This is a genomic window from Coprococcus aceti (genome assembly GCF_025567285.1).
Lineage (GTDB): Bacteria > Bacillota > Clostridia > Lachnospirales > Lachnospiraceae > Coprococcus > Coprococcus aceti.
This window is the reverse complement of the sequence record NZ_JAOQJT010000007.1, coordinates 7,683-28,614: the sequence shown is the minus strand read 5'-3', so window position 1 is coordinate 28,614 and position 20,932 is coordinate 7,683. Positions and strand designations below refer to the sequence as shown.

The following is a 20,932-nucleotide window of genomic DNA, read 5'->3' as shown; positions in this document are numbered from 1 at the left end:
TTCCACCTTAAAAATTAAATATCCCTAAGACTACTTGGCCTTAGGGACATCCTTGTACTGTACTACGTAATCATCATTATTCTGTGAATAGTATAATGTTTGTCCCGGCTGTGAGTATACCATGCCGAGCTTAGTAGTTGCAATATTATATATCTCATCCAGATCTGTCATGGAATCAAGTCCTGCGCTGTAGCTTGCATTCTCGTCAAGCTGTGTTGCCACCTGGCTCTTCAGCGTTGCCACTGACTCCTTCTGTGACTTGACATCTGATGTAAGTTTCAGAAGATAACAGCACAGCGCCACCGCAACGATTATCGCAGCAACCATGCCCGCCGTATATCTTATTTGTGCATTTGTAACTGCCTTTCTCTGTGCCTTTCTGGCTGCAAGCTCTCGTCTCTCTCTGTCAGTCAGATGAGATGATCCCTGTTTCTTTCTTCGCGCCGGCTGTGGAGCTCTCTCAGGTCTCACTGAAGGCTGTGGTCTTCTCGCCGGAGCGGCTGAGCCTCTGACTACAGCTTCGCGGGATCTGTTACGTCCAGCCCGGTCATCATAATTCAGTTGTCTTGCAGAACTACCCTCTGTGTAGTATCTTCTATCTGCCATCTATATCGCCTCTTTCATTTATATCTGTCAAATTGCCTCAAACACTCTGAGCTTTGAGCTCTTTGATCTGGAATTCTCCTCAAGCTCCCTTTCTCCCGGTATGATCGGTTTTCTCGTTATCACCTTGCCGAGAGGCTTTCTTCCGCATGTGCACACCGGAAAGTTCGGTGGACAAATGCATGGATTTTCATTTTTCCTGAATGCTAGCTTCACTATCCGATCCTCAAGGGAATGGAATGTGATGATACACAATCTTCCTCCCGGATTCAGGCTTGCTATCATGCCGTCTATTGAATCCCTGAGCACATCCAGCTCCCTGTTCAGTTCGATCCTGATCGCCTGAAATGTCTGCTTGGACGGATGTCCCTGTCCATTCCTCGCCTTTGCCGGTATGGAACCACGGATTATATCGTTGAGCTCTTCGGTCGTCTCTATCACCTTGTTCTCACGGTACTTGCATATATGATATGCAATACTCTTTGCATATCTCTCCTCTCCGTAATCCTTAAGTATACGGAACAGCTCAGCCTCGGAATAATCATTGACTATATCCTTTGCAGTCTTTGTCTGCCTGTTGTCCATCCTCATATCCAGTGGAGCATCAACCCGATATGTGAATCCTCTATCCGCATTATCGAGTTGATATGAAGACACTCCCAGATCAAGGAGTATCCCGTCCACCTTCTGTATGTTCAGTTCATCCAATATTCTTCTGAAATTCTGGTAATTATCCCTGACTATGGTCACCTTATCCCCATACGGCTCAAGTCTCTTCGACGCTGCAGCTATGGCATCCTCATCCTGGTCGATACCTATAAGCCTGCCGCCCTCACCAAGCCTCTTCACAATCTGCTCTGAGTGTCCGGCTCCCCCTAATGTGCCATCCACATAGATGCCATCCGGCTTGATATTCAGGTTGTCGATGGTCTCCTCAAGCAAGACCGACTTGTGCGCAAATTCCATAATCAATTACCATTCTCTTCTAAAAACTAAAATCAAGTGCATCAAGCTCATCTGCAAGCTCGTCCATGCTGGCCTGATTATCACTCATGTTCTCAGGGCCATCCCACTCTTCCTTGCTCCAGATCTCCGCTTTCTCACCGTTACCGATGACATACACATCCTTGTCTATATGTGCATATTCTCTCTGCTTCGGAGATAGAAGTATTCTTCCCTGTGCATCCGGCTCACACTTGACCGCTCCGGCAAGAAAACCTCTCTTGAAGGCTCTGGCCGTTCTGTTGGTCATAGGAAGCTTGTTCAGCTTCTCAACGAACTCCTCCCACTCTGTCATTCCATATACATAGAGACAGCAGTCGATTCCTTTGGTTACCATGAATGACTCCCCGAGTTCCGAACGAAGTTTTAATGGCATGATCAGTCTTCCTTTTGCATCAAGCTTATGTTCATATTCACCTGATAAGCATCTGGACATCCCGATCTCCTCCTTTCGTATAACTCCGGTTCAATCACCACTTTTCACCACTTAGTTGCACAGTAATGCCACTTGTAACCACTATTCTATACTATAGCCCCCCAAATTGCAACCCTGTTATATGAAAAAAGTGTGTGCAAATACGCAAAAAAGCCTGTAGATCTAACAGTTTTCACTGTCAAACCTACAGGCTTTTTGTGGTGGGGACAAATCCCAGTTTTTTCCCATTTCGTGGGGGATATCTCCACCTTGTGGGTATTTATCTGTATTGTCTCCCTGTTATATTATTTTTATTGCCACTTTTTCTGCGCTGAAATGCTATTTTGTGGCATCTTTGTCATCTTTCTTTTTTTTCTCCAGCGTCATCTGATCCACCACTGGTCTCCACTTCTGTACCGGCAGCGTCTGCTTCACCACTGGTCTCCACTTCTGTATCCGCAGGATCACATTCGCCACTAATCTTCACTTCTGTGCCAGCGGCGTCTCCCATAACTGCAGCAGGCCAGCCACGCTTGGCACATCTTACATAATTTATGACAAGCAGTACCACGGCAGTTACAAAGCATACAAGTGCAAGCACCTGGGATACCTTGATCCCTGTATTGCCGATCATCAGGGAATCACTTCTGAGACCTTCGACGATAAATCTTCCGAGTCCGTATCCTCCCACATATATGAGAGCGAACTCTCCTTTGAATTTCTTGTGCTTTCTATATATAAATAAGAACACAAGCAGCATAAGATTCCATAAGGACTCATACAGGAATGTCGGATGGACCGTTATGCAATCCATGCCGTCTATATTCACCACATTGTCCAGCATCTTCTGTGTGATGACCCCGGTTCTCTCCAGATAGTCAAGATTGCCATCAGATCTGTAGTAATCAAGCGGAATCGCCATGGCCATCTTACTGTTCGTATATGCGCCAAATGCTTCTCTGTTGAAGAAGTTTCCAAATCTTCCAAGTATCTGTCCGATCAGTATTCCAAAAGTGGCTGTATCCGCCATGAGTACAAAGCTGACTTTTCTCACCTTGCAGAATATTACCGCCGTGATGACTCCCGCTATGATTCCACCATATATGGCAAGTCCGCCGCCTCTGATATTCAGCATGGCTTTGAGTGTAGCTCCCACATCGCCCTGCACTATATACTGGTCAAGTCTGAACAAAATGTAGTAAAGTCTTGCTCCAAGTATGGCCGGAATGATAAGTATAAGTATAAAATCCAGATACATTTCCGGATTCTGTTTTGTTCTCTTTGCCTCGTTTGTGACGAGTACATATGCCAGCAGGAATCCTATCATGATGATGATCCCGTAGAACCTCACCTCAAAGCTTCCTATATTGATATGGTCACCTATGTTTCTGAGGGTTATCCCAAGATTCGGAAAGAATATGCTTCTAAAATATTCTGATATCTGAGACATATCGTTACATCCTCCTAGATTCATTTACACGTTGAACTTGAAGAGAATAACATCTCCATCCTCAACCACATATTCCTTGCCTTCCTGTCTTACAAGACCCTTCTCCTTGGCAGCAAGCATGCTTCCGCAGTCCATGAGATCCTTGTAGCTGACAACCTCCGCCTTGATAAATCCTCTCTCAAAGTCTGAGTGAATCTTGCCAGCTGCTCCAGGTGCCTTCGTTCCCTTCTTGATGGTCCATGCCCTTGACTCTGTCTCTCCGGCTGTCAGATAACTGATAAGGCCAAGAAGTGAGTAGCTTGCCTTGATAAGCTTGTCAAGACCAGACTCTTTAACTCCAAGATCCTCGAGAAACATCTTCTTCTCCTCATCATCAAGCTCTGCCAGCTCCTGTTCTATCTGTGCACATACTACAAATACCTCTGCATCGAAGTCCTTTGCGTATTCCTTTACCTTCTGCACGTTCTCATTTGAAGCGCCATCGTCCGCAATGTCTTCCTCGCCTACATTTGCGGCAAATATTACAGGCTTCCATGTGAGAAGGTTATATTCCTCTATCCACGCCTGCTCGTCCTCATCTGCGACCTCTATGGTCTTTGCAAGCTTACCATCCTCAAGGTGAGCCTTGATCCTCTGCTGGAAGTCAAGCTCCTTCGCAAGCATCTTGTCATTTCTTGCACCTCTGATGGTCTTGGCGATCCTTCTGTCGAGCACCTCTATATCTGAGAATATCAGCTCCAGATTGATGGTCTCTATATCTCTGATCGGGTCTACGGAACCGTCAACGTGGATGACATTTGTATCCTCAAAACATCTTACAACGTGAACGATGGCATCAACCTCTCTGATGTTCGCAAGGAACTGGTTTCCAAGTCCTTCTCCCTTTGATGCGCCCTTTACAAGACCCGCGATATCTACAAATTCTATAACAGCAGGTGTTGTCTTGGCTGAGTTGTACATCTCTGTGAGCTTGTCCAGCCTCTCATCCGGCACTGCAACGATTCCTACGTTTGGATCTATTGTACAGAACGGATAGTTAGCTGATTCCGCTCCTGCCTTTGTAAGTGAATTGAAAAGTGTACTCTTTCCCACGTTTGGGAGTCCTACGATTCCTAATTTCATTTTATATATTTCCTCCTTAAAAACCTTGATTTTATGCAGCTTTGCAGGCTTCGTATTTCGCTGGTGTACCAATTAGTGTACCAATCTTGTTATATTCGCATGAAAATACATGAATTTTCATATTGCAACACCTGCCTTCAAAGCCTCTGCCACAAGGTCTATTTCTTTTTGTTTTTCTTCTTCGGTTATATGAACATACAAATTCATAGTGATACCAATATTAGAGTGTCCCAATATTTTCTGTAAGGTTTTTGGCGTCATTCCACCTTCAATACATCTAGTTGCAAAAGTATGTCTTAATACATGCATCGAAAAGCGCTTGATTCCTGCTTTATCGCAAATTATAAATAAAGCTGTATCATAAGTGCTATTTTTTACAGGTTGCCCCTTTCTGCAAAGGAACACTGTATCAGCCCACTCTTTATCTATCACTTTGAGTTTTCTGTTCTTTTCTTTTTGAGCCTTAAGAATACAAATTGCTTCGTCCGTAAGTGGTATTGTCCTGTATCCAGACTTGCTTTTAGGCGGTCCAACTCTCCACTCACCAACTTTGTACCTAAACTCCATTGATCTTTCGATTGTAAGAGTCTTCCTTTCAAAATTAATATCTTCCCACTTTAGACCAACAAGCTCTCCTGTTCTAAGTCCCGTCTGCAACGCAAATCTATACTGATACTCATAACTCTGTCCTTTAGCTGCCGCAAGGAAACGCCTTTGATCATCAATTGTAAGAGCCTCTTTTTTATCTGATGGCTTGCCAATATCACTCTTCACCGATTTCTTACAAGGATTTGTTATTATAACTTCGTTTTCCTTTGCAAACTCTAACATGTTATACAATGCAATTCTAGTCTGATAAATGGTTGTCGTCTTATATCCTTCATCCGCCATATCTGAAAATATTTTCTGACAATGTATCGGTTTCACTTCTGTAAGAAGTTTATTTCCTATCACGTTCTTGATATTTCTTTCATAACGTTCGGAATAATTACGAACCGTATTGGGTCTCACTGTCTTTTTCTTTAGATCGATCCAATATTCAAACCACGCATCCACAAGCATGTCCGTAGCATTCTCTAAATCACTATGTTCATCAATATATGTTGCATCTGCTATCCATTGTCTGCATTCCTGCAGTTTCTTAAAACGTTTAGATTTCCTTCGTCCAAATCTATCAGTAAATCTAGCCACATAAAGGCCATTCGTCTGCTGAGAAATTCCGACACCCAGTTCCTTACCTTTTAAGCTTTTTCCCATTCTGGCTCCTTTCCACAAGAAGCCCCAAAATAGCAGAATAAGTATACTACATTGAGGCTTGTATTTCAATATTTACCATACATATGTGTTCACAATCTACTCATGAATAAACGAAAAAATGCTCTATTATATTTCAATATTCTCGGATATAAACTTCTCAAACTCCTTCCGTTTCACCAGTTTCTTTTTTCCTACATATAACACAAACGGACATCTTGGTGCTCTAAGCAAGCTTTCAATTCTATTTATTCCTATATTGGAATATTCTGCCGCCTCTTTTATTGTGAGCGTTACTTTCTGATAAATAGGCACCTGTCCCTGCACTTCTTTACTGTTGTCCGTTATCAAGCACATTCCGTTCCCCCCTATTCAAATTTTCATTATCCAACGCCAATTCCCTCACAATGACCTCATTGATCTGCTGAATGACACCCTCATCATTTATCTCACCAAGTACATTTATGATCTGACGCTCTCCTATCGTACACATCTGCTCTCCCATAAAAAACGTATCCTTGTAAAGCCTTCCATTCACATCCTTAGCTGTGACCTTCACATGTACCGGAAAATCCTTCTTCTTATCCTGCGTTGTTCCAGGCATTACAGTAAATACCGGTGAATGTGCATTGGCTGTATTGTTGCTAATAACTACACAAGGTCTGATTCCTGTCTGAACACACTTACCCTGATTTTTTAGTTCTGCCCATATCACCATATTTCTTCTAATCTTCATCTGTGAACACCCCCTTCTTTGGTGGCATATACAGGTGCATCATCGGCTCCTTCTCATCTACTGTAAATATACGAAAGCCTGCCTCCTTAATAAGTCCAACTCTGTAATATGCATCTGCTATTCCATAAGAAATTGTATCCATATTTACGCATACAACAGCTTCAGCCTTTCCCTGCCTCATACACTCTATTGCACCACTGAAGTAGCGATTATAAACCACTCTTCCCATTATTCCACGTCTGACAATCGCCACTGGGATAAGATTATTCTGTTTTGTAAATTCCCTGATTCTGTTCAACTGCCTGTTCTCTGCCTCTTCAGCTTTTATTTCATTGTGCTGCTCATCTGATGATAAAATAACAATACATCTTGTTGGATTTGTCATCAGTGGTTTCTTATTTCTGCCTTTTCTTCTCATCTCGTACTCCTATATAATGAAATTTCTTTCAAAATCTATCTTCTTCAAATGTTGATGCTGCGTGTCAAGTTTTCGTGGAACTCAATACGCCCATACACCGTTCGCGAACAGCTTCTAATGCCTCATCCTCTGTCGGATATATTCCAATCACAGAACCATCACCGGCTCTCACAATCGTTCCATAATCTGTGATAGTAAACCTGATACCTATCAGATTCTCAGTAACGGGTTCTGAAGCTTTCTGATCTGTTTCTAACATCCTGCTCCGTTATCAGGTTCTGCTTTCACCTGAACTCCAGTGTTCAGCACATACACCATCACATCCAGATCCCTGGCTTTCAGAAGAAATGCCTCCAGATCATCTCTATCCTTTGTGATATCATTTATCTCCCTGACGAAAATCACTTTGACATAATCCTTTTCCATCCACTCACAAAGGCTTGTCATCTTATCACGGTCAATATCATCCGAAGCCCCTTCATCAACGATAATTTCCACAATCGGCAGTTCTACACTCTTTGCCTTATCCAGCATATCTGCCGCCATATCCATGATCTTATCAACACTCTTTCTGGACTTGATAAAGCCAACTCCCATCACTTCATGTTCTCTCTTGAACTCATTCACATTACTTCTTGTAAATCGCATATCGCTTTTTGTTCCAGTCAGCGTCCTGTCTGGTATGCATTTATCATACTGTACCTGCTCTTTCAAAGTACTCCCTGCAAAAATGAACCTTCTTCATCATTTCATCTTTCAAGGACGATTCTGTATACTCTCATACAATCTGGTAATAAGCTCCGTCTGCTCCTTGGACATGCCAGTATTCTTCTTACCAAATAGAAGGTAATCAGCGGAGCAGCCAAACTCCTGGCATATCAAAACAAGCTGATAAATAGAACATCTGGCAACTCCTGTTTCAATCCGAGACACCTGGTTCCCATTTATTCCAATACAGGCTCCAAGCTGTGCCCCTGTCACCTCATTTTCAATACGGATATCCTGTATCCTCTGTCCAACCTCCATCATCATCTGCTTTTCTTCTGAACTTGCTTCTCTCTTCATTTTCTACATCCTTTCTGATCGTCGTTCTGGCAACCAGAAACAGATTGTTTTTCATATTCAAAATAAGAATCGCCACACTTGCATAAAAAAAGACGCTAAGAGAAAGCCAGATCCAGTCTGGTTGCTTTCCCCTGCGTCTTTGGTGCTGCCATCTTCCGATGTGCCCGTATCAGGTGGGCTATTATTCAATTTTCACACATCAGATTCTGAAAGCGCCATCTATCAGACGGCTAATCAACATACCCTCAGTATATTTCTTCAGAATCATCACACGTTTACATCTGTCACACTTCACTCCTATACCTTGAAGTGCAACCGCAGAATCATCTCCGCACATATGATAGTTCATCATCAGCTTCTTACATTGTCTGCAGCGTATCTCAATCACATCTTTATTATTCATACTACAGTTAAGCTCCTTTCTAAATACAAAAACCATCTCTTTGTACTTGAAAAGGAAAAGGGAATCACCTTTGCAAGCTTGCTTGCCGGGAGTTCCGCGCATACCTCTCGTATGCCCCGGTAAATGCTGATCTTTGAAGCCAACTGACCATGATACATCAAGGTCAGGCTCTTCCCTCTACAAACCATAAATTATTATCCTCGTAATATAGATGACGTTCTCTGTCATCAATCATACATGTGTACCTCATTCCAACACCTCCCGCTTTCAGGCTCGTCGCCCTTCTCATATCGTTTACCCGTTGTATCTCATAAACCGTTCCGTCCTTCCAGCGGAGACTTCTCGGTATCAAAATCCCATCCGTGGTAAATTCTGCAAGCACATCTACATATACCTTATTACTCATTGCTTCAACCTCCTGCCAATTATCACTAACAAATCTTAATTGTACGTGGGCAGTCCTTGAGTCTTGCAATATAGCCACATTACTCCAGTTTTTTAAGATATGCCTGAACGCTTGATGTGGATTTCAGTCCTACATGCTTTCCTATCTCTCTGACTGTCGGAGAATACCCATGTTCCCAGTTAAAATTGCAAATAAACATATACACAACTGTCGTTTTCTCATTCAAATCATAATACATAATTTAAAATATCCTCCTTTACCTGCCATCTGGCAGTAATCGCGTATGCCAAAGTGTCAAAGCCACCTTGTACACCGTTAAGTAGAGCAATATGCCCTTATCCAAAGTATCCATGTGGATGAACCGTATGGTCTTCCTTCGCATTGATTTTTGAAAGATAACTATCCATATACATGAGTCCTCTCTGTACACTGTAATAACCAAACCTCCTGCGTATATCATCGACCGCTGCATCAGCCTTCATCATTTTCTCTCGTCTGGAAATGTCATCAAATAGATCTATCTGTTCCCAATACTTATCAGTGACCAGATCTGCCCCCTGACTCCGATGCTCCTGATTGTCTTTGACCAGTTGTAATTCTCCTTGAACAGCCGATATGCATATTCTGTAATCTCACTGGTAATATTGGTTGCATGATCAATCTTCATCTGACGGGTAAATGAATATAAGTCACAATCGACTATATCAGCCTTTTGCATGCCTCTGGCAAATACGAAAAGCACGTATGTCAGATCATTCCTTTTCGCAGAGCCATCACGGTATACGAAAATGCAGTATCTGCTGGTACTGGAAACTTCCTTGAAGATGGTCCAAGCAGGACTCTTAACATAGATGAAGCTCTGCTGCCAGAAAACACTTCTTTCGGTGTAAAGATCAGCGGCGACAGTATGGAACCAGAGTTCCATGATGGAGACATTGCATGGGTAATCAAACAGGAAACTGTTGAAAATGGTGAAATCGGCATTTTCTCCCTGAATGGAGATGCCTATATCAAGAAACTACGAGAAGACAATGAGAGTATCTTCCTTGTATCACTAAATAAAAAATATGCACCCATCCGTGTCAGTGAAAATGATCGTTTTGATGTATTTGGAAAGGTCGTAGGAACCGGCAACGCCACAGATTTATCCATCTAAATAGCGAACCATCAAATTCATGCACATTATTTTGGACATATATTCCACTATACTTTGATTTAAAGACAAACTTAGAAAACTACAAGGAAGTGATTGAAATGGCAGTTGTCAACAACTTAGAAGAAATCCGTGAAAGCCGTGGCATCATTCAGGATGATCTTGCAGCTGCAACAGGCTTCTGTACCAGAACCATCAGCCGTATTGAACGTGGAAAGTGCACTCCATCCGCTGAGTTTATGCTTCGGATATCCGCATACTTCAACCTGCTGGTTGAGGATGTATTTCATATAGAATAGTAGAGACCGGGGCAATCTGCCCCAGTCATTACTGTTTATTATGGGGAGAGTTACCTAATAAATAGCTTTTAAATAAAACCCCATCTATATTTTTATTTTCGTATACAAACTCCCACGTATTTATAGAAGATGTCTCTTGAAGTGTTTTTTTTACATCATCATAAGCCATTCTCATATACTGTGCTACAATTTCCGTTTTCACATTACCCGTTAGATGTCCAAACGCAGGCAACGTTATTGTAGAAATCTGGTTTTTTATCGCTTCAACAAGTGTACTGCGAGTTGCCGTATATATAATTCGCGGATCTAAAATCGGTTGGGGAATCCTCATCGTTGGTGTATGTAGTATTTTTTTGTTATACCCCGGTATATCTATAGTTAAACATGTTCCTACTGGTTGTTCGCCAAGAAATTCTTTCTGAATTACCCTTTGCACATTTGACTGTAATTGTTCGCCAAAGAAATCAACCAGTGCCTTATCAAGCCCTCCATCCATTATTCCAAATGAATTTGCCGCACTTGTCACTCCGTCTATTTTTTCTATATAATCTTTCAGAAAGCTCTCTATATCGCAACAACAAAGTTCAACATTAGTCTCCCATTGAAAATACTTCATCAAGCTATCTATCATTTTTTCATCAATATCTATTATATATATTTTGTCCAGGAACTTCACTTTCCCATTTCCTTTCACCTGTCTATTTCGTAGATTTGCAACGTTGCCCATTCAATTTCTCTCATACCACCGTCTAAGATTAATCACTCAGCAATGCAATCTCAACTCCAACCACTCCATACTCCTTCTCCTCCTCACTGCTATAATATTTTAACATTGTTGAAGGCTCAAAATCATTTTCTTCAATCAGATTCTTTTTAACAAGCACTTCTTTTAATTGCACAAAAGAATCCGCTTTATGAATATCCACAACATAGGTCAATATGTTTTGTCCGGTATCTGTGTTTGTAAATAATATCTTATCTCCGGGTTTGATAAGCCGTCTCTTTTCATCCCAGAGTCTGAACTCAATTTTCTTCTTGCCGGCTTCTATTCCCTCGAACGGATCTGGTTTTAATCTCATTTCATGAAGCATCACCTGCAACCTCCTGATCCTTTGCTAAAGATATATCTCCTCATCAGTAGTAACGCAATAACAGCCCAATGTTCCCCCTTGTTCCATGTGTCCAGCTCCGGCGTCAATATCCATATAGTAATCTGTTCTGTAGAACTTATTACTCATATCTTTATTTAATCTGAAACAAGGAACATGTCCCACAATAATAAATTGATCAAACCGTTCTTTATCTTTCTTGGGGACTTGATGTAAGTCCATACCAACCATATAACTGTAAATATTATTTTCAAAAGCCTTTTTTATACTACTCTTAACATTAATTGTTCCATCTGCGTTCATTACATAATTATTGCAATCAATACCAGTATGCGTAACGATTACATTTCCTAGATATCGGGAGCTAATTTCCGAGTAAATAGGCAAGTGCTCCAAAAAGGATAATAAATTTTTCTTCTCAAAGGCTGTCATGTTTTTAATCGACTTTAACGTGTCTCCACCTCCAAAGGCCGTCCATGTTCTCTCATCAAGAACCCTATCTGTATTCTTTTCGCCAAGAACACCGTTTAGATACATAACGGCAAATAACTCATGATTACCAAGCAGCAATTCCATCGAGTTATCTAAAATATATGGTTTGACATATCTCAACAGAGCAATCCCATCCGGCCCTCGATCCAAAATATCTCCCATAATTATCAAATTATCTTTTTCTCCATCAAATTCTATCTTCTTCAAAATTTGCTTAAATTCTAACAAATTACCATGAATATCTGATATTAAATATAGCATATTACTCCTACCCATTCTGATCTATGTTTTCATCAATTTTCTTAAGTTCCGATATAAATGATTCATCCTGTCTAGGCCAAATAAATCTCGTTAACAACCCTATAAATATCTCTTCCGCAGACAGCAGACTCATACATACCATTACAATATACAATATCTTTGAAAAAACATTGATTTCTGCAAAGCACTCCTCAACAGCTACTGTTGCAAGTCTCACATTAAAAGGAATCGTAACAAATAAAACAAGAACGAACATCCATATACTTTCATTCTTTTTAATGAAAGACACACTTTTCACAGCTAAACACAATATTCCAACTGCAGTTGCAATTCCCCATAAACCAAATGTGCATGTCAATCCTGAACATACGGAAGAATACAATATCATACCTACATTGACTGCACCTATTACTAATTTTGCCATATCGTATCTCAAATTCATTGAAACAGCGCTCCTATCCATATACTGATATCTGCAACTACTACAAGCGGCACTATAAATTGAAAAACTAAAATTACAAGACTTACACATATATTTGCTGCCCCACATATACCATGTACAGCAAAATAATCGACTCTTCTTTGTCTATCAAACAACACAGAAAGATTTGCTTTTGCCGCATCGACAACGAAACCTCCAAATAGACTGCTTAAAGCATGTTCCCCATCTAATCCTTCAGTAAAAGCCAAGTTCATGAGTACTAAAAAAACATTCTGTAATGCGGCAAATAACAGAGCTACTTTCCATGGTCCCAAGAAATTTCCAAATGTTGCCAATATCATAAGTACTCCTGCTAACAACAAATTCATTTCCACACCAGCAAGATTAATCTGTGCTCTTTTTGTATTGCTCTTTATCTCTGATTCATCGATTAAAACATATGCACCAAGGAACATTCCATTCAACATCACTCCAGCTTCAAACACTCTTCCATTTTCATCACTTAAGCAGGAAAAAGCATGTGCAGATTCATGCAATATCGTTCCCAGAAAAATACCTCCAATACTTCCCAGTAATATATTCAATATAGTAGGATCTTCCATCCCCCATGTATTTTCATATGCAAATATACAGTAAAGCCCATATGCAAAAACCGGCAGGAATAAGATGCACAACAGAAAGTTCAATATTCTAGGAATTACCGAATTTGTTCTAGTCTTATTAGGAATAATCAATGTATATAATTTCATCTCATCTATATGCATACTTCTTCCTGCTTCTCTTACTAGCATACATTCTTTTAAGAATCTAAAGTAGCTGGTACATTCATCGGCTGAAAATCCTTTCATCCTATATGGATTTCTATTTCCATTAAGTCTTGTCAAATATCTAGCCTCTCTGTCTGACAACTTAATCGTTTCATCAATCAGACAGTTTTTCGCTATTACACCATCACGTGTTCTTTTCATCACAACCCAATTAGCACAACACGGATACTTTCCATTTACATTAATTTTTGTTGGCATAAACTCACCTCCGCATCTACCGACTTATGCCAATATATCCACAAAATAATCTGCTTTCCCCATCTCCATGAACTTACACAGATCCACAACATGTTCATTAAAAAGCATAAGTTTTTCCTTACCATCTTTCCATGGATACAATCTGTCCGCGTGATAATGTCCCCAGGCCCATCTACGATAATCCAACTGGTTTTCAATTTCACCCAAATACAATTCCATGGTCTTATCTACCTGAGATTGATCAATTGAGCCAAGGAACAAGTCATTCGGTTCAAATTCTATAGGACATGTATGCGAAATAACCAAATCCACTGATTTTTCATGATTAACCAGCATTCTTCCATACTGCATTTCTTCTTCCGATAGCTGCTCATCAGCAAACCACTGCCACCCATTTGCCAATCTGAGCCATTTGTCAACAGAATATGCTCCTGGCAAAGACAATGTCTTGTACCCTGCAAATTCATAAATAGCCGGACCATCCACAAGATATTCGATATTCGGAAAACCATTTTCAACATAAACCAATCCGCCATATTTTTCTATCGGATTCCATCTCGATGGATTGCGCTTAATCACCTCACTGACTCTAGATTCATGATTTCCTCGCAAACAAATATATGTAAATGGCAGCTTTGATAGTGATGTCTTGTAATAAAAATCCGCCAATCCTGTTATTGAATAGTTTAATCCAACATCTCCTAACAATATGATATTAGTCTGGCAATCATCCAACTTTAATCTTTCTCTATGATGATTATAAAAATACTCTATGGCTGCAGCTTCGCCATGGATATCTCCTAGTAAAAACCAATTTTGTTTCACTACGCCCTCCTGTTATCTAAAAACTACGGGTAAACAATGCAATATCGTGATTTAAAAGCTGTAAACAGACTTCCTTTGCATCTTTTTTATCACAAAGTACCGAATACATTACAGTTACTGTATTTTTGTTGTTCATTGAGCTTCTCACTTCACACTCATGAACCAATGACGATAAATATATGTAACCATTTCTCTTCTCTATATCTGCAACTGTGTCCAGCATCATATCATTATAATCATCATCTACAAATTTATACTCCAAACTATGCATCACATAAAGCTGCTGGTTTTGATTGCACTCTTCGTTATCCAATCCATAGAATTCAAACTTCAACTCAAACCACTGTGCATAGCAAGAATCAAGGTAAAATCCACTTGTAAATCCTGTTTTCTTACCATTGTCATTTGTGTCGATTCTAATATGTATCTTTTCATTTATGACACTTTGCAGCTTATCAAATTTTTTAATAAATGCAGCATATGGCTCGTTAGTTAAAATATCATCTCGTTCTTTCTTCCTGAATATCATCATATATCCATCTCCTCCTATAATGTATACTTCACAGTTCATTGTCATATATAGTAATAATCTCATCCTCAGGTTCTTTGGTTTCTTCTAATATCTAGTCATCCGTCTGTTTATTCAGAAGACTATCAATCATTAGATAATATATCTGAGCCGCTGTCTCTGCATAGATTCTGGCATCCCTTTCAATCGGCTGCTCATAATACTCCATCTGTCCCTCTATTGTTTCATCTCCCGGTTTATAATCGCCAATATTCGTTATCCAGCCATTTACACCTTCACCTGTAAAAGCCAATAAGTTTCGCTGTTCAGGAGTTGCACTAATGTACATTTCAGAAAGGAGATTCTGATAACAGTGACGACACTCATGTAATACTGTTATGAGCAATTCTTCCGCAGTTCCTCCCGGCGAACTACCATCTTTTATAGGTTTAGCATTAACAGTAATCGTCTTTGTCGCATGATTATACGTTCCAAGTAAAGTATCATCTTCAATATCTTCAAACACGATATTTATCTTACATAAACCAAGATATCTTGCCTCACAATAGCAAACAGCCCGCAAAACATCACACTTCTTTTCATAATCCAAGGTCTGGAAGGTATCATTATCTCGAATCAGTTTTATAGTATCAATATTCTTTTCAAGTCTGTACTCATCTCCATAGTTTTCAAGGACACTCAGTTCTCCTTCATAGCCGGATATTCCATCTTGAATATCGTCTGCATTAAGCCCATACTCCTCACAAACTTTTTCATAATAATCCTCATTTAATTTTTCATTTTGAAAACAATTAAGTCCTATTGGAAGTGCCACGACTGCAATTACCGCAGCAACTCCAACATTTCTTCTCACCACCTGCGTACTCCTAAGAAATCTTGAAAACATAATCTGTTTTATTCTATCTTTTCTCTTAACATTCTTAGTTATTATAAGGATTATCCCAAACACGGATATCACTAATAGCCCTATGCATAACCAACTGATAAATCCAACCGCATATTCTCCAAGTGTTGAAACTGTGTATAATCCAACACCTGAAATGATATCCTGGATAACACCCTTACCACACCGATTATGGTTGTAACTGATAACAATTCCAAACATACTGGTCAATAACATGCAAATAATCAACCTTGGAATTGAATTATTATATTTTGCGATCGGCACAAAATAGGGAAGTATATTATATACGTCAAATGACCCTAATATGAGCCCATACAAAAAATGATCAAACAAGTATTCGCCCTTTGAGAGTGTTGATTTATCCTTGAGTTTAATCCCCTGTTTTCGCATGTTACCAGCCTCCTTCGTGTATCTATATCGTTTTCTATTGTTATTCTACGAATCTTTATGATTTCTTCTCGTTAAAGCTCAAGTACAATTCTGCATAATCAAGTTCGTCAACATCCAAAAATCTATCTATTGTACTGCAGTAAAGCGAAAACGAATAATATGTTCCACTAACAGCAGGATAATTTTTCCATCAGTTCACGTGGATATCATTATCTTCACTTAAAACACCATATAACTCTTCTTATATTACGTCTCTACAGCGTACAACTACGCTCTTTCTTTTATTTGTAAATCTGCCTCCTTATGTTTGTCCATAAATACTAACCATTCTTTCTCATTTATTCATCAAATTTTTGCTTATTCACATTTATCATCTAACACTGCATACACCTCTACATATGCCAATTTATCCACCTCCAGATACCGAGAAATGTCTGCACAGTACAAAGAAAATGAATAATAACTATTTATAGTTGAAAAGGCTTTATATGTAGAAAGTATATGTAAAATTTCTCCTTGCTCATTGCACAAATTGGCAAATACTCTAAACTTTCTCAGTTCTCGCATGTCTTTTGCAAATGAAATAGCTCCATTTACAAATATATCATTTTCACTGTTTTTACTGCCATAAAGTTGCGCAAATGCCAGAATTTGACCTTTTGCTATCTTCACCTCTATATTTTTCATATCTATCTTTCTCTCCTTACCGCCCACATCTCTACATTTTTACATTATATAAATTATTATTTATATAACATCCAAGGGAGGAATTAAATTTATCCGTATTGGCGATTGGAAAATGCAACTCCACACATGACTTATCATTCTCATACGCAGTCAAAAAACTTCTATATGGCTCTTTTTTTAATATTTCTATATTATTAAGCACTGCATTATACACCTTCCTTTCACCAATACGGAATAGTCTTCTTACTCCACTCTTATATCTATGTTCTCTATATCTATTTTTTTCTCCAGCTCTTTCTTGAGCTGATCTGCCTTTGTCTTGCTCAACCCAGAAAGAACTACGGTCTCACCATCTCCATTTTTCTTTTTTGCATGATCATATAAATCCTTTGCTTTTGAAACTGGCATCTCCATCACTTTCATCAATGCTTTGATCACTGCAACTTTATATGGTGTATTTATTGTAATAGAATACCTTTTTCTCTTTTTTTCTGTACTGCTCATCTTCTCCTTATTATTGCGCTCCATTTCCTTACGCTTTTCTTCACGTTCTTCGGCTTCGAGCTCTGCAATCTTTCTGTCAATATCTTTTATCATAGCATCCAGGCTTGATTCATCTGTGACATCAAATGGGTATGGAAATGGCAGGGGTTTTCTGACTTCTAAATCATCCTCCTTTAACATACCTGCCGCTTTCAGTCTCTCATTTTTTCTTGCTTTTACGTACTCCTTCACATCAAAAGTTTTCGTTTTTTTTCGTTTTCTATATGTAATGCCTCTATCTATTTCTTTCTTCTCATCCGTTAAATTAAACAAATCTGTATAGTCCGGAAATCTTGTTATATACTTTGTTCTTCCTGAAATAATGACCAGGGCCTGACCAACATCCATAGCGCCAAGCTGGACAGGAGAAATAAGAGGTTCTTTCTTAACAAGCCCATTATCTAATAGGGTTTCCTTCTCACCGCACATCCTTGAAAATTCGGAGAGGGTTTCGTAATTTGAAACTCTATATAACACCTTAACGGATGTATTAGATATGATCGTTGTAGCGTTACTTTTACCATAAATATCATCAAGCTGTGACAAACTCTGCAATACCAATTCTACCCTGACATTTCTCGACCGGCCAGCACTAAGCAAATGTGGAAGGTTAGAAATAGATTCTCCGATGTTCCCGAGCTCATCTAAGCAGAAGTTGATACGTATGGGGAGCTTTCCCGACCATAGATTTTCTGCAATATAAATATAATGATTCATAAGCTGACTGATAAGCATTCCAGCAAGTTCCTCATATATAGGCGTTTCATCCGGAAGTATAATGTATATAATAACCGGCTTATCGCCCTTAAGGGTATTAATATGAATATCATCATTACTCAGGAAACTTCTCACTCCACCACTTCTCGTTGCAATAGAAAGCCTATTAAGAAAGCTTGATCGAATTCCTCCACGAGTTTCTGATGCCGTTGATACATAGCTCTGAAGCCCCATTGCCACATTCTCATTTCCATCATCCAATGCAAAACTCACTAACTCTTTCACATATGTACTTGCACCATACTTTTCATCTCCAAGCTGAAAAAAATAAAAGAGGCTTGTCAAATTCACCTCTTCAGGTTTAGCATAACTAAAGAGTGAATATACTGCTCCTTCAAACATATTTCTTGCTTCTGTCGTCCAAAATGGGTTTTCATTTGGTGGAACAGGATATAATGCATGCGCTAAGTCATCAACCATCTGTTCAGCCCTAAAAATATTCTCATCTGTTCCCGTCTTCCAAAGTTCATAGGGAGCTGCCAAAGGATTCCAACAAGTTACATCATCCTCTCTATACAAATTTCTGAAGTCAAACTTGTAAATCTCATACTCCTTGGGTACCGACCTTATAGTACTACTGTATATCTCACCCTTCGGATCTGCGATAACAAAGCTTTCCTTATTAGTGCTATTTGTTAAGGAATTCAGAATCATAGGTATTATAAGTCTTCTGCTCTTACCTGTACCCGACTCCCCAAGTATCGCTATATGAGATTCATCGGAATAGGCAAATTTCTCATCATTTTCAAGGTACAATATAGGACCTGCCCCATTCTTACTCAATGTCTTTTTCTTCTCGCGATCAGTTGCCCAACGCTCGCTTCTTCCCATACTAATAAACCTCCTTATTATTTCCAAATTTCTGTGTAGCTTTTATTGTCAACAATGGCGGTTTTACGGAATAATCAGCACCAAAAGCCAGCTTCTCACTACAGGCTATTGCCTCTCTTACCGAATTGATATCTCTCGCCACGGTGTTTTCCAGAATTTTCACAGTGCTTTCTTTATCCTGAATGTCTATTCCTCTATCAATGATATTCTGAGCAATAATACATGCATAATCACGTGAAGATTTCTTTTCGACAGAAATAACATCAACTTTTGCCAATGTCTTTCGCAAAGTAGAAATCAGTCGCTCCCCTTTTTTCCCAAGAGTTGTATCACAGAATAAAATCAATGTTGCATGCTTAGCCACTCTTTTCAAATGAGTCAGGAAATACTCCACCTGATATTCATTCTGATAGTTCACAAGTCTCGACACATCAATAGAAACCACGCCCTTATATTCATTACCATAAATTGCATTGTCCTCAATATCAGAAAACATCCACTTAATATATGGCAATGCTCCTTCTGGTTTATATTCAACGTACTCATCGAGCCCATTGAAATCTCTTAATTTATTACTGACTAACATGTCTGTAATCACCTCTGTTATGTAGGTCTGACCATCTCCTCCATCAAGAAGAATAATAAAGTTAGGAAGACTGGCGACCCTGTTTGTATAAACCAGCTTATCTCTTAAGATGTTTTTCATCTCGTCCATTACACCGTCTACTCCATAAAAATCTAAAGATCCGCTCATCAATCTACACCTCCAACAACTCTTCCGGATAACCTATGATATCCACAATTCCATAGCGCTTTGCCTCGTCTGCATCCATCCAATGATCTCTCTCGATATCTTCTGAGACAGTGTCAAAATCCTTAGCACACTCCTCTGAAAGAATACGAGTTAAGTTATCTTTGACTTTCATAATATGATTAACAGCAATAATCATCTCGGTTGCCTGCCCCTGTGTTCCTCCAAGAGGCTGATGTATCATTATTTCCGAATTGGGTGTTACATATCTCTTACCACTTTTACCTGCCGCAAGAAGAAATGCTGCCATAGATGCCGTTATTCCATTTGAAATTGTCGCAACATCACATCTACATGCATACTTCATATAATCAAAGATCCTGAATCCTGCACTTACAGATCCTCCCGGAGAATCCAACATCACGTATATATCATCATCCGACTTTCCATTCAAATACATCATCTGAGATATAACCGAGGTTGCAAGATCACTATCTATTTCGCTATCTATAGTAATCAACCTCTTTTTGAAGAACATCTCACTCCGTAAATCTGCCATATGATCTGTTCCGTTTGTGTTTGTTATGATATTTGGTGTAAATATTGCCATTTTTTCTCCTCCTTCGTTAATAAAACTTCTTGGTTTCCCACTATCCAGTGACCAACCGGAGTCTATGTCGCAGCCAGCCACCGGATTTCGACCGATCACCAATCGGTCTCTTCAGGTGGGGATATGTTACACTAACTTCTACAGGTATCTCTCCATGATCTTGACTCCATTGGGTGTGCCTCTGTTGTATTGCCATGCTCATCTGTGTGATGATGATCATGCTTATCCCAGTAACTATTCTCTGATGTATATGTCTCTATATGATTTGGATATACATCAATCTTTGCATCATACTCTCCCGTCTTTGGATCCAAATGATACAACTCACAGTTGTTGCTGTACCTTACCTCAACTCCATTCTCGTAAACTGGCTCATGCCAATATGCCATAATTAGTCCTCCTTATAATTTATAATGTATTATAGTTATTT

The 20,932-nt window shown here is 39.5% G+C and carries 32 protein-coding genes; 2 read left to right on the top strand and 30 right to left on the bottom strand.

The window, feature by feature from the left end; translation table 11 throughout:
* Positions 1–30: 30 nt before the first annotated feature.
* From OCV54_RS10235 to OCV54_RS14730, 17 genes are all read right to left on the bottom strand, one after another.
* A complete protein-coding gene (locus OCV54_RS10235) occupies positions 31–606 on the bottom strand; it encodes a hypothetical protein (protein WP_015533169.1) in 576 nt (191 codons plus the stop codon).
* A gap of 27 nt (positions 607–633) precedes the next feature.
* Entirely contained in the window at positions 634–1,569 is a 936-nt protein-coding gene (gene rsmH / locus OCV54_RS10230; protein WP_015533170.1) for a 16S rRNA (cytosine(1402)-N(4))-methyltransferase RsmH, read from the bottom strand.
* 19 nt (positions 1,570–1,588) lie between these two features.
* Positions 1,589–2,041: a division/cell wall cluster transcriptional repressor MraZ gene (mraZ, locus tag OCV54_RS10225; RefSeq protein WP_015533171.1), complete on the bottom strand. Its 453-nt coding sequence runs from the start codon at positions 2,039–2,041 to the stop codon at positions 1,589–1,591.
* 337 nt (positions 2,042–2,378) lie between these two features.
* Positions 2,379–3,470 (bottom strand): prolipoprotein diacylglyceryl transferase, encoded by a 1,092-nt coding sequence (lgt, locus tag OCV54_RS10220; protein WP_022217208.1) that lies wholly within the window; start codon positions 3,468–3,470, stop codon positions 2,379–2,381.
* Between the two features lie 24 nt (positions 3,471–3,494).
* Positions 3,495–4,592 carry a redox-regulated ATPase YchF gene (ychF, locus tag OCV54_RS10215; protein ID WP_055223899.1) on the bottom strand — a complete coding sequence of 366 codons (1,098 nt, stop codon included), beginning with the start codon at positions 4,590–4,592 and terminating at the stop codon, positions 3,495–3,497.
* Positions 4,593–4,709: 117 nt separating this feature from the next.
* On the bottom strand, positions 4,710–5,849 hold the full coding sequence (locus OCV54_RS10210) for a tyrosine-type recombinase/integrase (protein ID WP_055223897.1): 1,140 nt from the start codon (positions 5,847–5,849) through the stop codon (positions 4,710–4,712).
* A 126-nt stretch (positions 5,850–5,975) separates the two neighbouring features.
* Positions 5,976–6,203, bottom strand: coding sequence for an excisionase (locus OCV54_RS10205; RefSeq protein WP_008401832.1), 228 nt, complete (start codon positions 6,201–6,203; stop codon positions 5,976–5,978).
* Positions 6,178–6,582 carry a type II toxin-antitoxin system PemK/MazF family toxin gene (locus tag OCV54_RS10200; protein ID WP_055223895.1) on the bottom strand — a complete coding sequence of 135 codons (405 nt, stop codon included), beginning with the start codon at positions 6,580–6,582 and terminating at the stop codon, positions 6,178–6,180. Before OCV54_RS10200 ends, OCV54_RS10205 begins: the two co-directional genes overlap by 26 nt.
* Positions 6,572–7,000, bottom strand: a complete 429-nt coding sequence (locus OCV54_RS10195; protein ID WP_055223893.1) for a recombinase family protein — start codon at positions 6,998–7,000, stop codon at positions 6,572–6,574. Before OCV54_RS10195 ends, OCV54_RS10200 begins: the two co-directional genes overlap by 11 nt.
* A gap of 64 nt (positions 7,001–7,064) precedes the next feature.
* Positions 7,065–7,259 (bottom strand): hypothetical protein, encoded by a 195-nt coding sequence (locus OCV54_RS10190; protein WP_055223891.1) that lies wholly within the window; start codon positions 7,257–7,259, stop codon positions 7,065–7,067.
* On the bottom strand, positions 7,253–7,714 hold the full coding sequence (locus OCV54_RS10185; protein ID WP_055223889.1) for a hypothetical protein: 462 nt from the start codon (positions 7,712–7,714) through the stop codon (positions 7,253–7,255). Before OCV54_RS10185 ends, OCV54_RS10190 begins: the two co-directional genes overlap by 7 nt.
* A 42-nt stretch (positions 7,715–7,756) precedes the next feature.
* Entirely contained in the window at positions 7,757–8,065 is a 309-nt protein-coding gene (locus OCV54_RS10180; RefSeq protein ID WP_055223887.1) for a helix-turn-helix domain-containing protein, read from the bottom strand.
* Positions 8,066–8,264: 199 nt separating this feature from the next.
* Complete coding sequence (locus OCV54_RS10175) at positions 8,265–8,468, bottom strand: hypothetical protein (RefSeq protein WP_055223885.1); 204 nt, start codon at positions 8,466–8,468, stop codon at positions 8,265–8,267.
* Between the two features lie 163 nt (positions 8,469–8,631).
* Positions 8,632–8,874 (bottom strand): hypothetical protein, encoded by a 243-nt coding sequence (locus tag OCV54_RS10170; protein WP_055223883.1) that lies wholly within the window; start codon positions 8,872–8,874, stop codon positions 8,632–8,634.
* Positions 8,875–8,953: 79 nt separating this feature from the next.
* Positions 8,954–9,112 carry a LexA family protein gene (locus OCV54_RS10165; protein WP_082431319.1) on the bottom strand — a complete coding sequence of 53 codons (159 nt, stop codon included), beginning with the start codon at positions 9,110–9,112 and terminating at the stop codon, positions 8,954–8,956.
* Between the two features lie 97 nt (positions 9,113–9,209).
* A complete protein-coding gene (locus OCV54_RS14735; RefSeq protein WP_330377980.1) occupies positions 9,210–9,359 on the bottom strand; it encodes a hypothetical protein in 150 nt (49 codons plus the stop codon).
* A 32-nt stretch (positions 9,360–9,391) separates the two neighbouring features.
* A complete protein-coding gene (locus tag OCV54_RS14730) occupies positions 9,392–9,541 on the bottom strand; it encodes a DinB/UmuC family translesion DNA polymerase (RefSeq protein ID WP_334291849.1) in 150 nt (49 codons plus the stop codon).
* 45 nt (positions 9,542–9,586) lie between these two features.
* On the opposite strand from OCV54_RS14730, the gene OCV54_RS10155 reads away from it, so the two are divergent.
* Together OCV54_RS10155 and OCV54_RS10150 are read left to right on the top strand one after the other, a co-directional pair.
* Positions 9,587–10,030: a S24 family peptidase gene (locus OCV54_RS10155; protein ID WP_082431318.1), complete on the top strand. Its 444-nt coding sequence runs from the start codon at positions 9,587–9,589 to the stop codon at positions 10,028–10,030.
* A 98-nt stretch (positions 10,031–10,128) separates the two neighbouring features.
* Entirely contained in the window at positions 10,129–10,326 is a 198-nt protein-coding gene (locus tag OCV54_RS10150) for a helix-turn-helix transcriptional regulator (protein WP_055223877.1), read from the top strand.
* Positions 10,327–10,354: 28 nt separating this feature from the next.
* On the opposite strand, the gene OCV54_RS10145 is transcribed toward OCV54_RS10150, so the two are convergent.
* From OCV54_RS10145 to OCV54_RS10085, 13 genes are all read right to left on the bottom strand, one after another.
* Complete coding sequence (locus OCV54_RS10145; RefSeq protein WP_055223875.1) at positions 10,355–11,053, bottom strand: macro domain-containing protein; 699 nt, start codon at positions 11,051–11,053, stop codon at positions 10,355–10,357.
* 28 nt (positions 11,054–11,081) lie between these two features.
* Positions 11,082–11,417, bottom strand: coding sequence for an ASCH domain-containing protein (locus OCV54_RS10140; protein WP_055223872.1), 336 nt, complete (start codon positions 11,415–11,417; stop codon positions 11,082–11,084).
* 24 nt (positions 11,418–11,441) lie between these two features.
* Positions 11,442–12,203 (bottom strand): metallophosphoesterase, encoded by a 762-nt coding sequence (locus tag OCV54_RS10135; RefSeq protein ID WP_082431317.1) that lies wholly within the window; start codon positions 12,201–12,203, stop codon positions 11,442–11,444.
* A complete protein-coding gene (locus OCV54_RS10130; RefSeq protein ID WP_133302394.1) occupies positions 12,196–12,612 on the bottom strand; it encodes a hypothetical protein in 417 nt (138 codons plus the stop codon). Before OCV54_RS10130 ends, OCV54_RS10135 begins: the two co-directional genes overlap by 8 nt.
* A 14-nt stretch (positions 12,613–12,626) precedes the next feature.
* Positions 12,627–13,655, bottom strand: a complete 1,029-nt coding sequence (locus tag OCV54_RS10125; protein WP_055223868.1) for a zinc metalloprotease — start codon at positions 13,653–13,655, stop codon at positions 12,627–12,629.
* A gap of 24 nt (positions 13,656–13,679) precedes the next feature.
* Entirely contained in the window at positions 13,680–14,480 is an 801-nt protein-coding gene (locus OCV54_RS10120; protein ID WP_055223867.1) for a metallophosphoesterase family protein, read from the bottom strand.
* 16 nt (positions 14,481–14,496) lie between these two features.
* Positions 14,497–15,012, bottom strand: coding sequence for a hypothetical protein (locus OCV54_RS10115; protein ID WP_055223865.1), 516 nt, complete (start codon positions 15,010–15,012; stop codon positions 14,497–14,499).
* 91 nt (positions 15,013–15,103) lie between these two features.
* Positions 15,104–16,303: a hypothetical protein gene (locus OCV54_RS10110; RefSeq protein ID WP_055223863.1), complete on the bottom strand. Its 1,200-nt coding sequence runs from the start codon at positions 16,301–16,303 to the stop codon at positions 15,104–15,106.
* Between the two features lie 357 nt (positions 16,304–16,660).
* Positions 16,661–16,990, bottom strand: a complete 330-nt coding sequence (locus tag OCV54_RS10105) for a hypothetical protein (protein ID WP_055223861.1) — start codon at positions 16,988–16,990, stop codon at positions 16,661–16,663.
* Positions 16,991–17,233: 243 nt separating this feature from the next.
* On the bottom strand, positions 17,234–19,141 hold the full coding sequence (locus tag OCV54_RS10100) for a type IV secretory system conjugative DNA transfer family protein (protein WP_055223859.1): 1,908 nt from the start codon (positions 19,139–19,141) through the stop codon (positions 17,234–17,236).
* 1 nt (position 19,142) lies between these two features.
* Positions 19,143–19,895, bottom strand: coding sequence for a hypothetical protein (locus OCV54_RS10095; protein ID WP_055223857.1), 753 nt, complete (start codon positions 19,893–19,895; stop codon positions 19,143–19,145).
* 4 nt (positions 19,896–19,899) lie between these two features.
* A complete protein-coding gene (locus OCV54_RS10090) occupies positions 19,900–20,502 on the bottom strand; it encodes a ClpP family protease (protein ID WP_055223855.1) in 603 nt (200 codons plus the stop codon).
* A gap of 131 nt (positions 20,503–20,633) precedes the next feature.
* Entirely contained in the window at positions 20,634–20,891 is a 258-nt protein-coding gene (locus OCV54_RS10085) for a hypothetical protein (RefSeq protein WP_055223854.1), read from the bottom strand.
* Positions 20,892–20,932: the final 41 nt, after the last annotated feature.

Coding starts and splice junctions, on each gene's coding strand:
- OCV54_RS10145 (WP_055223875.1), bottom strand. CDS start 11,053: ATGGGCAACGTTGCAAATCTACGAAATAGACAGGTGAAAGGAAATGGG.
- OCV54_RS10150 (WP_055223877.1), top strand. CDS start 10,129: ATGGCAGTTGTCAACAACTTAGAAGAAATCCGTGAAAGCCGTGGCATC.
- OCV54_RS10135 (WP_082431317.1), bottom strand. CDS start 12,203: ATGGGTAGGAGTAATATGCTATATTTAATATCAGATATTCATGGTAAT.
- OCV54_RS10175 (WP_055223885.1), bottom strand. CDS start 8,468: ATGAATAATAAAGATGTGATTGAGATACGCTGCAGACAATGTAAGAAG.
- OCV54_RS10200 (WP_055223895.1), bottom strand. CDS start 6,582: ATGAAGATTAGAAGAAATATGGTGATATGGGCAGAACTAAAAAATCAG.
- OCV54_RS10165 (WP_082431319.1), bottom strand. CDS start 9,112: ATGTATTATGATTTGAATGAGAAAACGACAGTTGTGTATATGTTTATT.
- OCV54_RS10095 (WP_055223857.1), bottom strand. CDS start 19,895: ATGAGCGGATCTTTAGATTTTTATGGAGTAGACGGTGTAATGGACGAG.
- OCV54_RS10210 (WP_055223897.1), bottom strand. CDS start 5,849: ATGGGAAAAAGCTTAAAAGGTAAGGAACTGGGTGTCGGAATTTCTCAG.
- OCV54_RS10115 (WP_055223865.1), bottom strand. CDS start 15,012: ATGATGATATTCAGGAAGAAAGAACGAGATGATATTTTAACTAACGAG.
- OCV54_RS10085 (WP_055223854.1), bottom strand. CDS start 20,891: ATGGCATATTGGCATGAGCCAGTTTACGAGAATGGAGTTGAGGTAAGG.
- rsmH (WP_015533170.1), bottom strand. CDS start 1,569: ATGGAATTTGCGCACAAGTCGGTCTTGCTTGAGGAGACCATCGACAAC.
- OCV54_RS10110 (WP_055223863.1), bottom strand. CDS start 16,303: ATGCGAAAACAGGGGATTAAACTCAAGGATAAATCAACACTCTCAAAG.
- OCV54_RS10105 (WP_055223861.1), bottom strand. CDS start 16,990: ATGAAAAATATAGAGGTGAAGATAGCAAAAGGTCAAATTCTGGCATTT.
- OCV54_RS10180 (WP_055223887.1), bottom strand. CDS start 8,065: ATGAAGAGAGAAGCAAGTTCAGAAGAAAAGCAGATGATGATGGAGGTT.
- OCV54_RS10235 (WP_015533169.1), bottom strand. CDS start 606: ATGGCAGATAGAAGATACTACACAGAGGGTAGTTCTGCAAGACAACTG.
- OCV54_RS10100 (WP_055223859.1), bottom strand. CDS start 19,141: ATGGGAAGAAGCGAGCGTTGGGCAACTGATCGCGAGAAGAAAAAGACA.
- OCV54_RS10190 (WP_055223891.1), bottom strand. CDS start 7,259: ATGTTAGAAACAGATCAGAAAGCTTCAGAACCCGTTACTGAGAATCTG.
- OCV54_RS10205 (WP_008401832.1), bottom strand. CDS start 6,203: ATGTGCTTGATAACGGACAACAGTAAAGAAGTGCAGGGACAGGTGCCT.
- mraZ (WP_015533171.1), bottom strand. CDS start 2,041: ATGTCCAGATGCTTATCAGGTGAATATGAACATAAGCTTGATGCAAAA.
- OCV54_RS14730 (WP_334291849.1), bottom strand. CDS start 9,541: ATGAAGATTGATCATGCAACCAATATTACCAGTGAGATTACAGAATAT.
- OCV54_RS10125 (WP_055223868.1), bottom strand. CDS start 13,655: ATGCCAACAAAAATTAATGTAAATGGAAAGTATCCGTGTTGTGCTAAT.
- OCV54_RS14735 (WP_330377980.1), bottom strand. CDS start 9,359: ATGATGAAGGCTGATGCAGCGGTCGATGATATACGCAGGAGGTTTGGT.
- OCV54_RS10090 (WP_055223855.1), bottom strand. CDS start 20,502: ATGGCAATATTTACACCAAATATCATAACAAACACAAACGGAACAGAT.
- ychF (WP_055223899.1), bottom strand. CDS start 4,592: ATGAAATTAGGAATCGTAGGACTCCCAAACGTGGGAAAGAGTACACTT.
- OCV54_RS10140 (WP_055223872.1), bottom strand. CDS start 11,417: ATGCTTCATGAAATGAGATTAAAACCAGATCCGTTCGAGGGAATAGAA.
- OCV54_RS10170 (WP_055223883.1), bottom strand. CDS start 8,874: ATGAGTAATAAGGTATATGTAGATGTGCTTGCAGAATTTACCACGGAT.
- lgt (WP_022217208.1), bottom strand. CDS start 3,470: ATGTCTCAGATATCAGAATATTTTAGAAGCATATTCTTTCCGAATCTT.
- OCV54_RS10195 (WP_055223893.1), bottom strand. CDS start 7,000: ATGAGAAGAAAAGGCAGAAATAAGAAACCACTGATGACAAATCCAACA.
- OCV54_RS10130 (WP_133302394.1), bottom strand. CDS start 12,612: ATGGCAAAATTAGTAATAGGTGCAGTCAATGTAGGTATGATATTGTAT.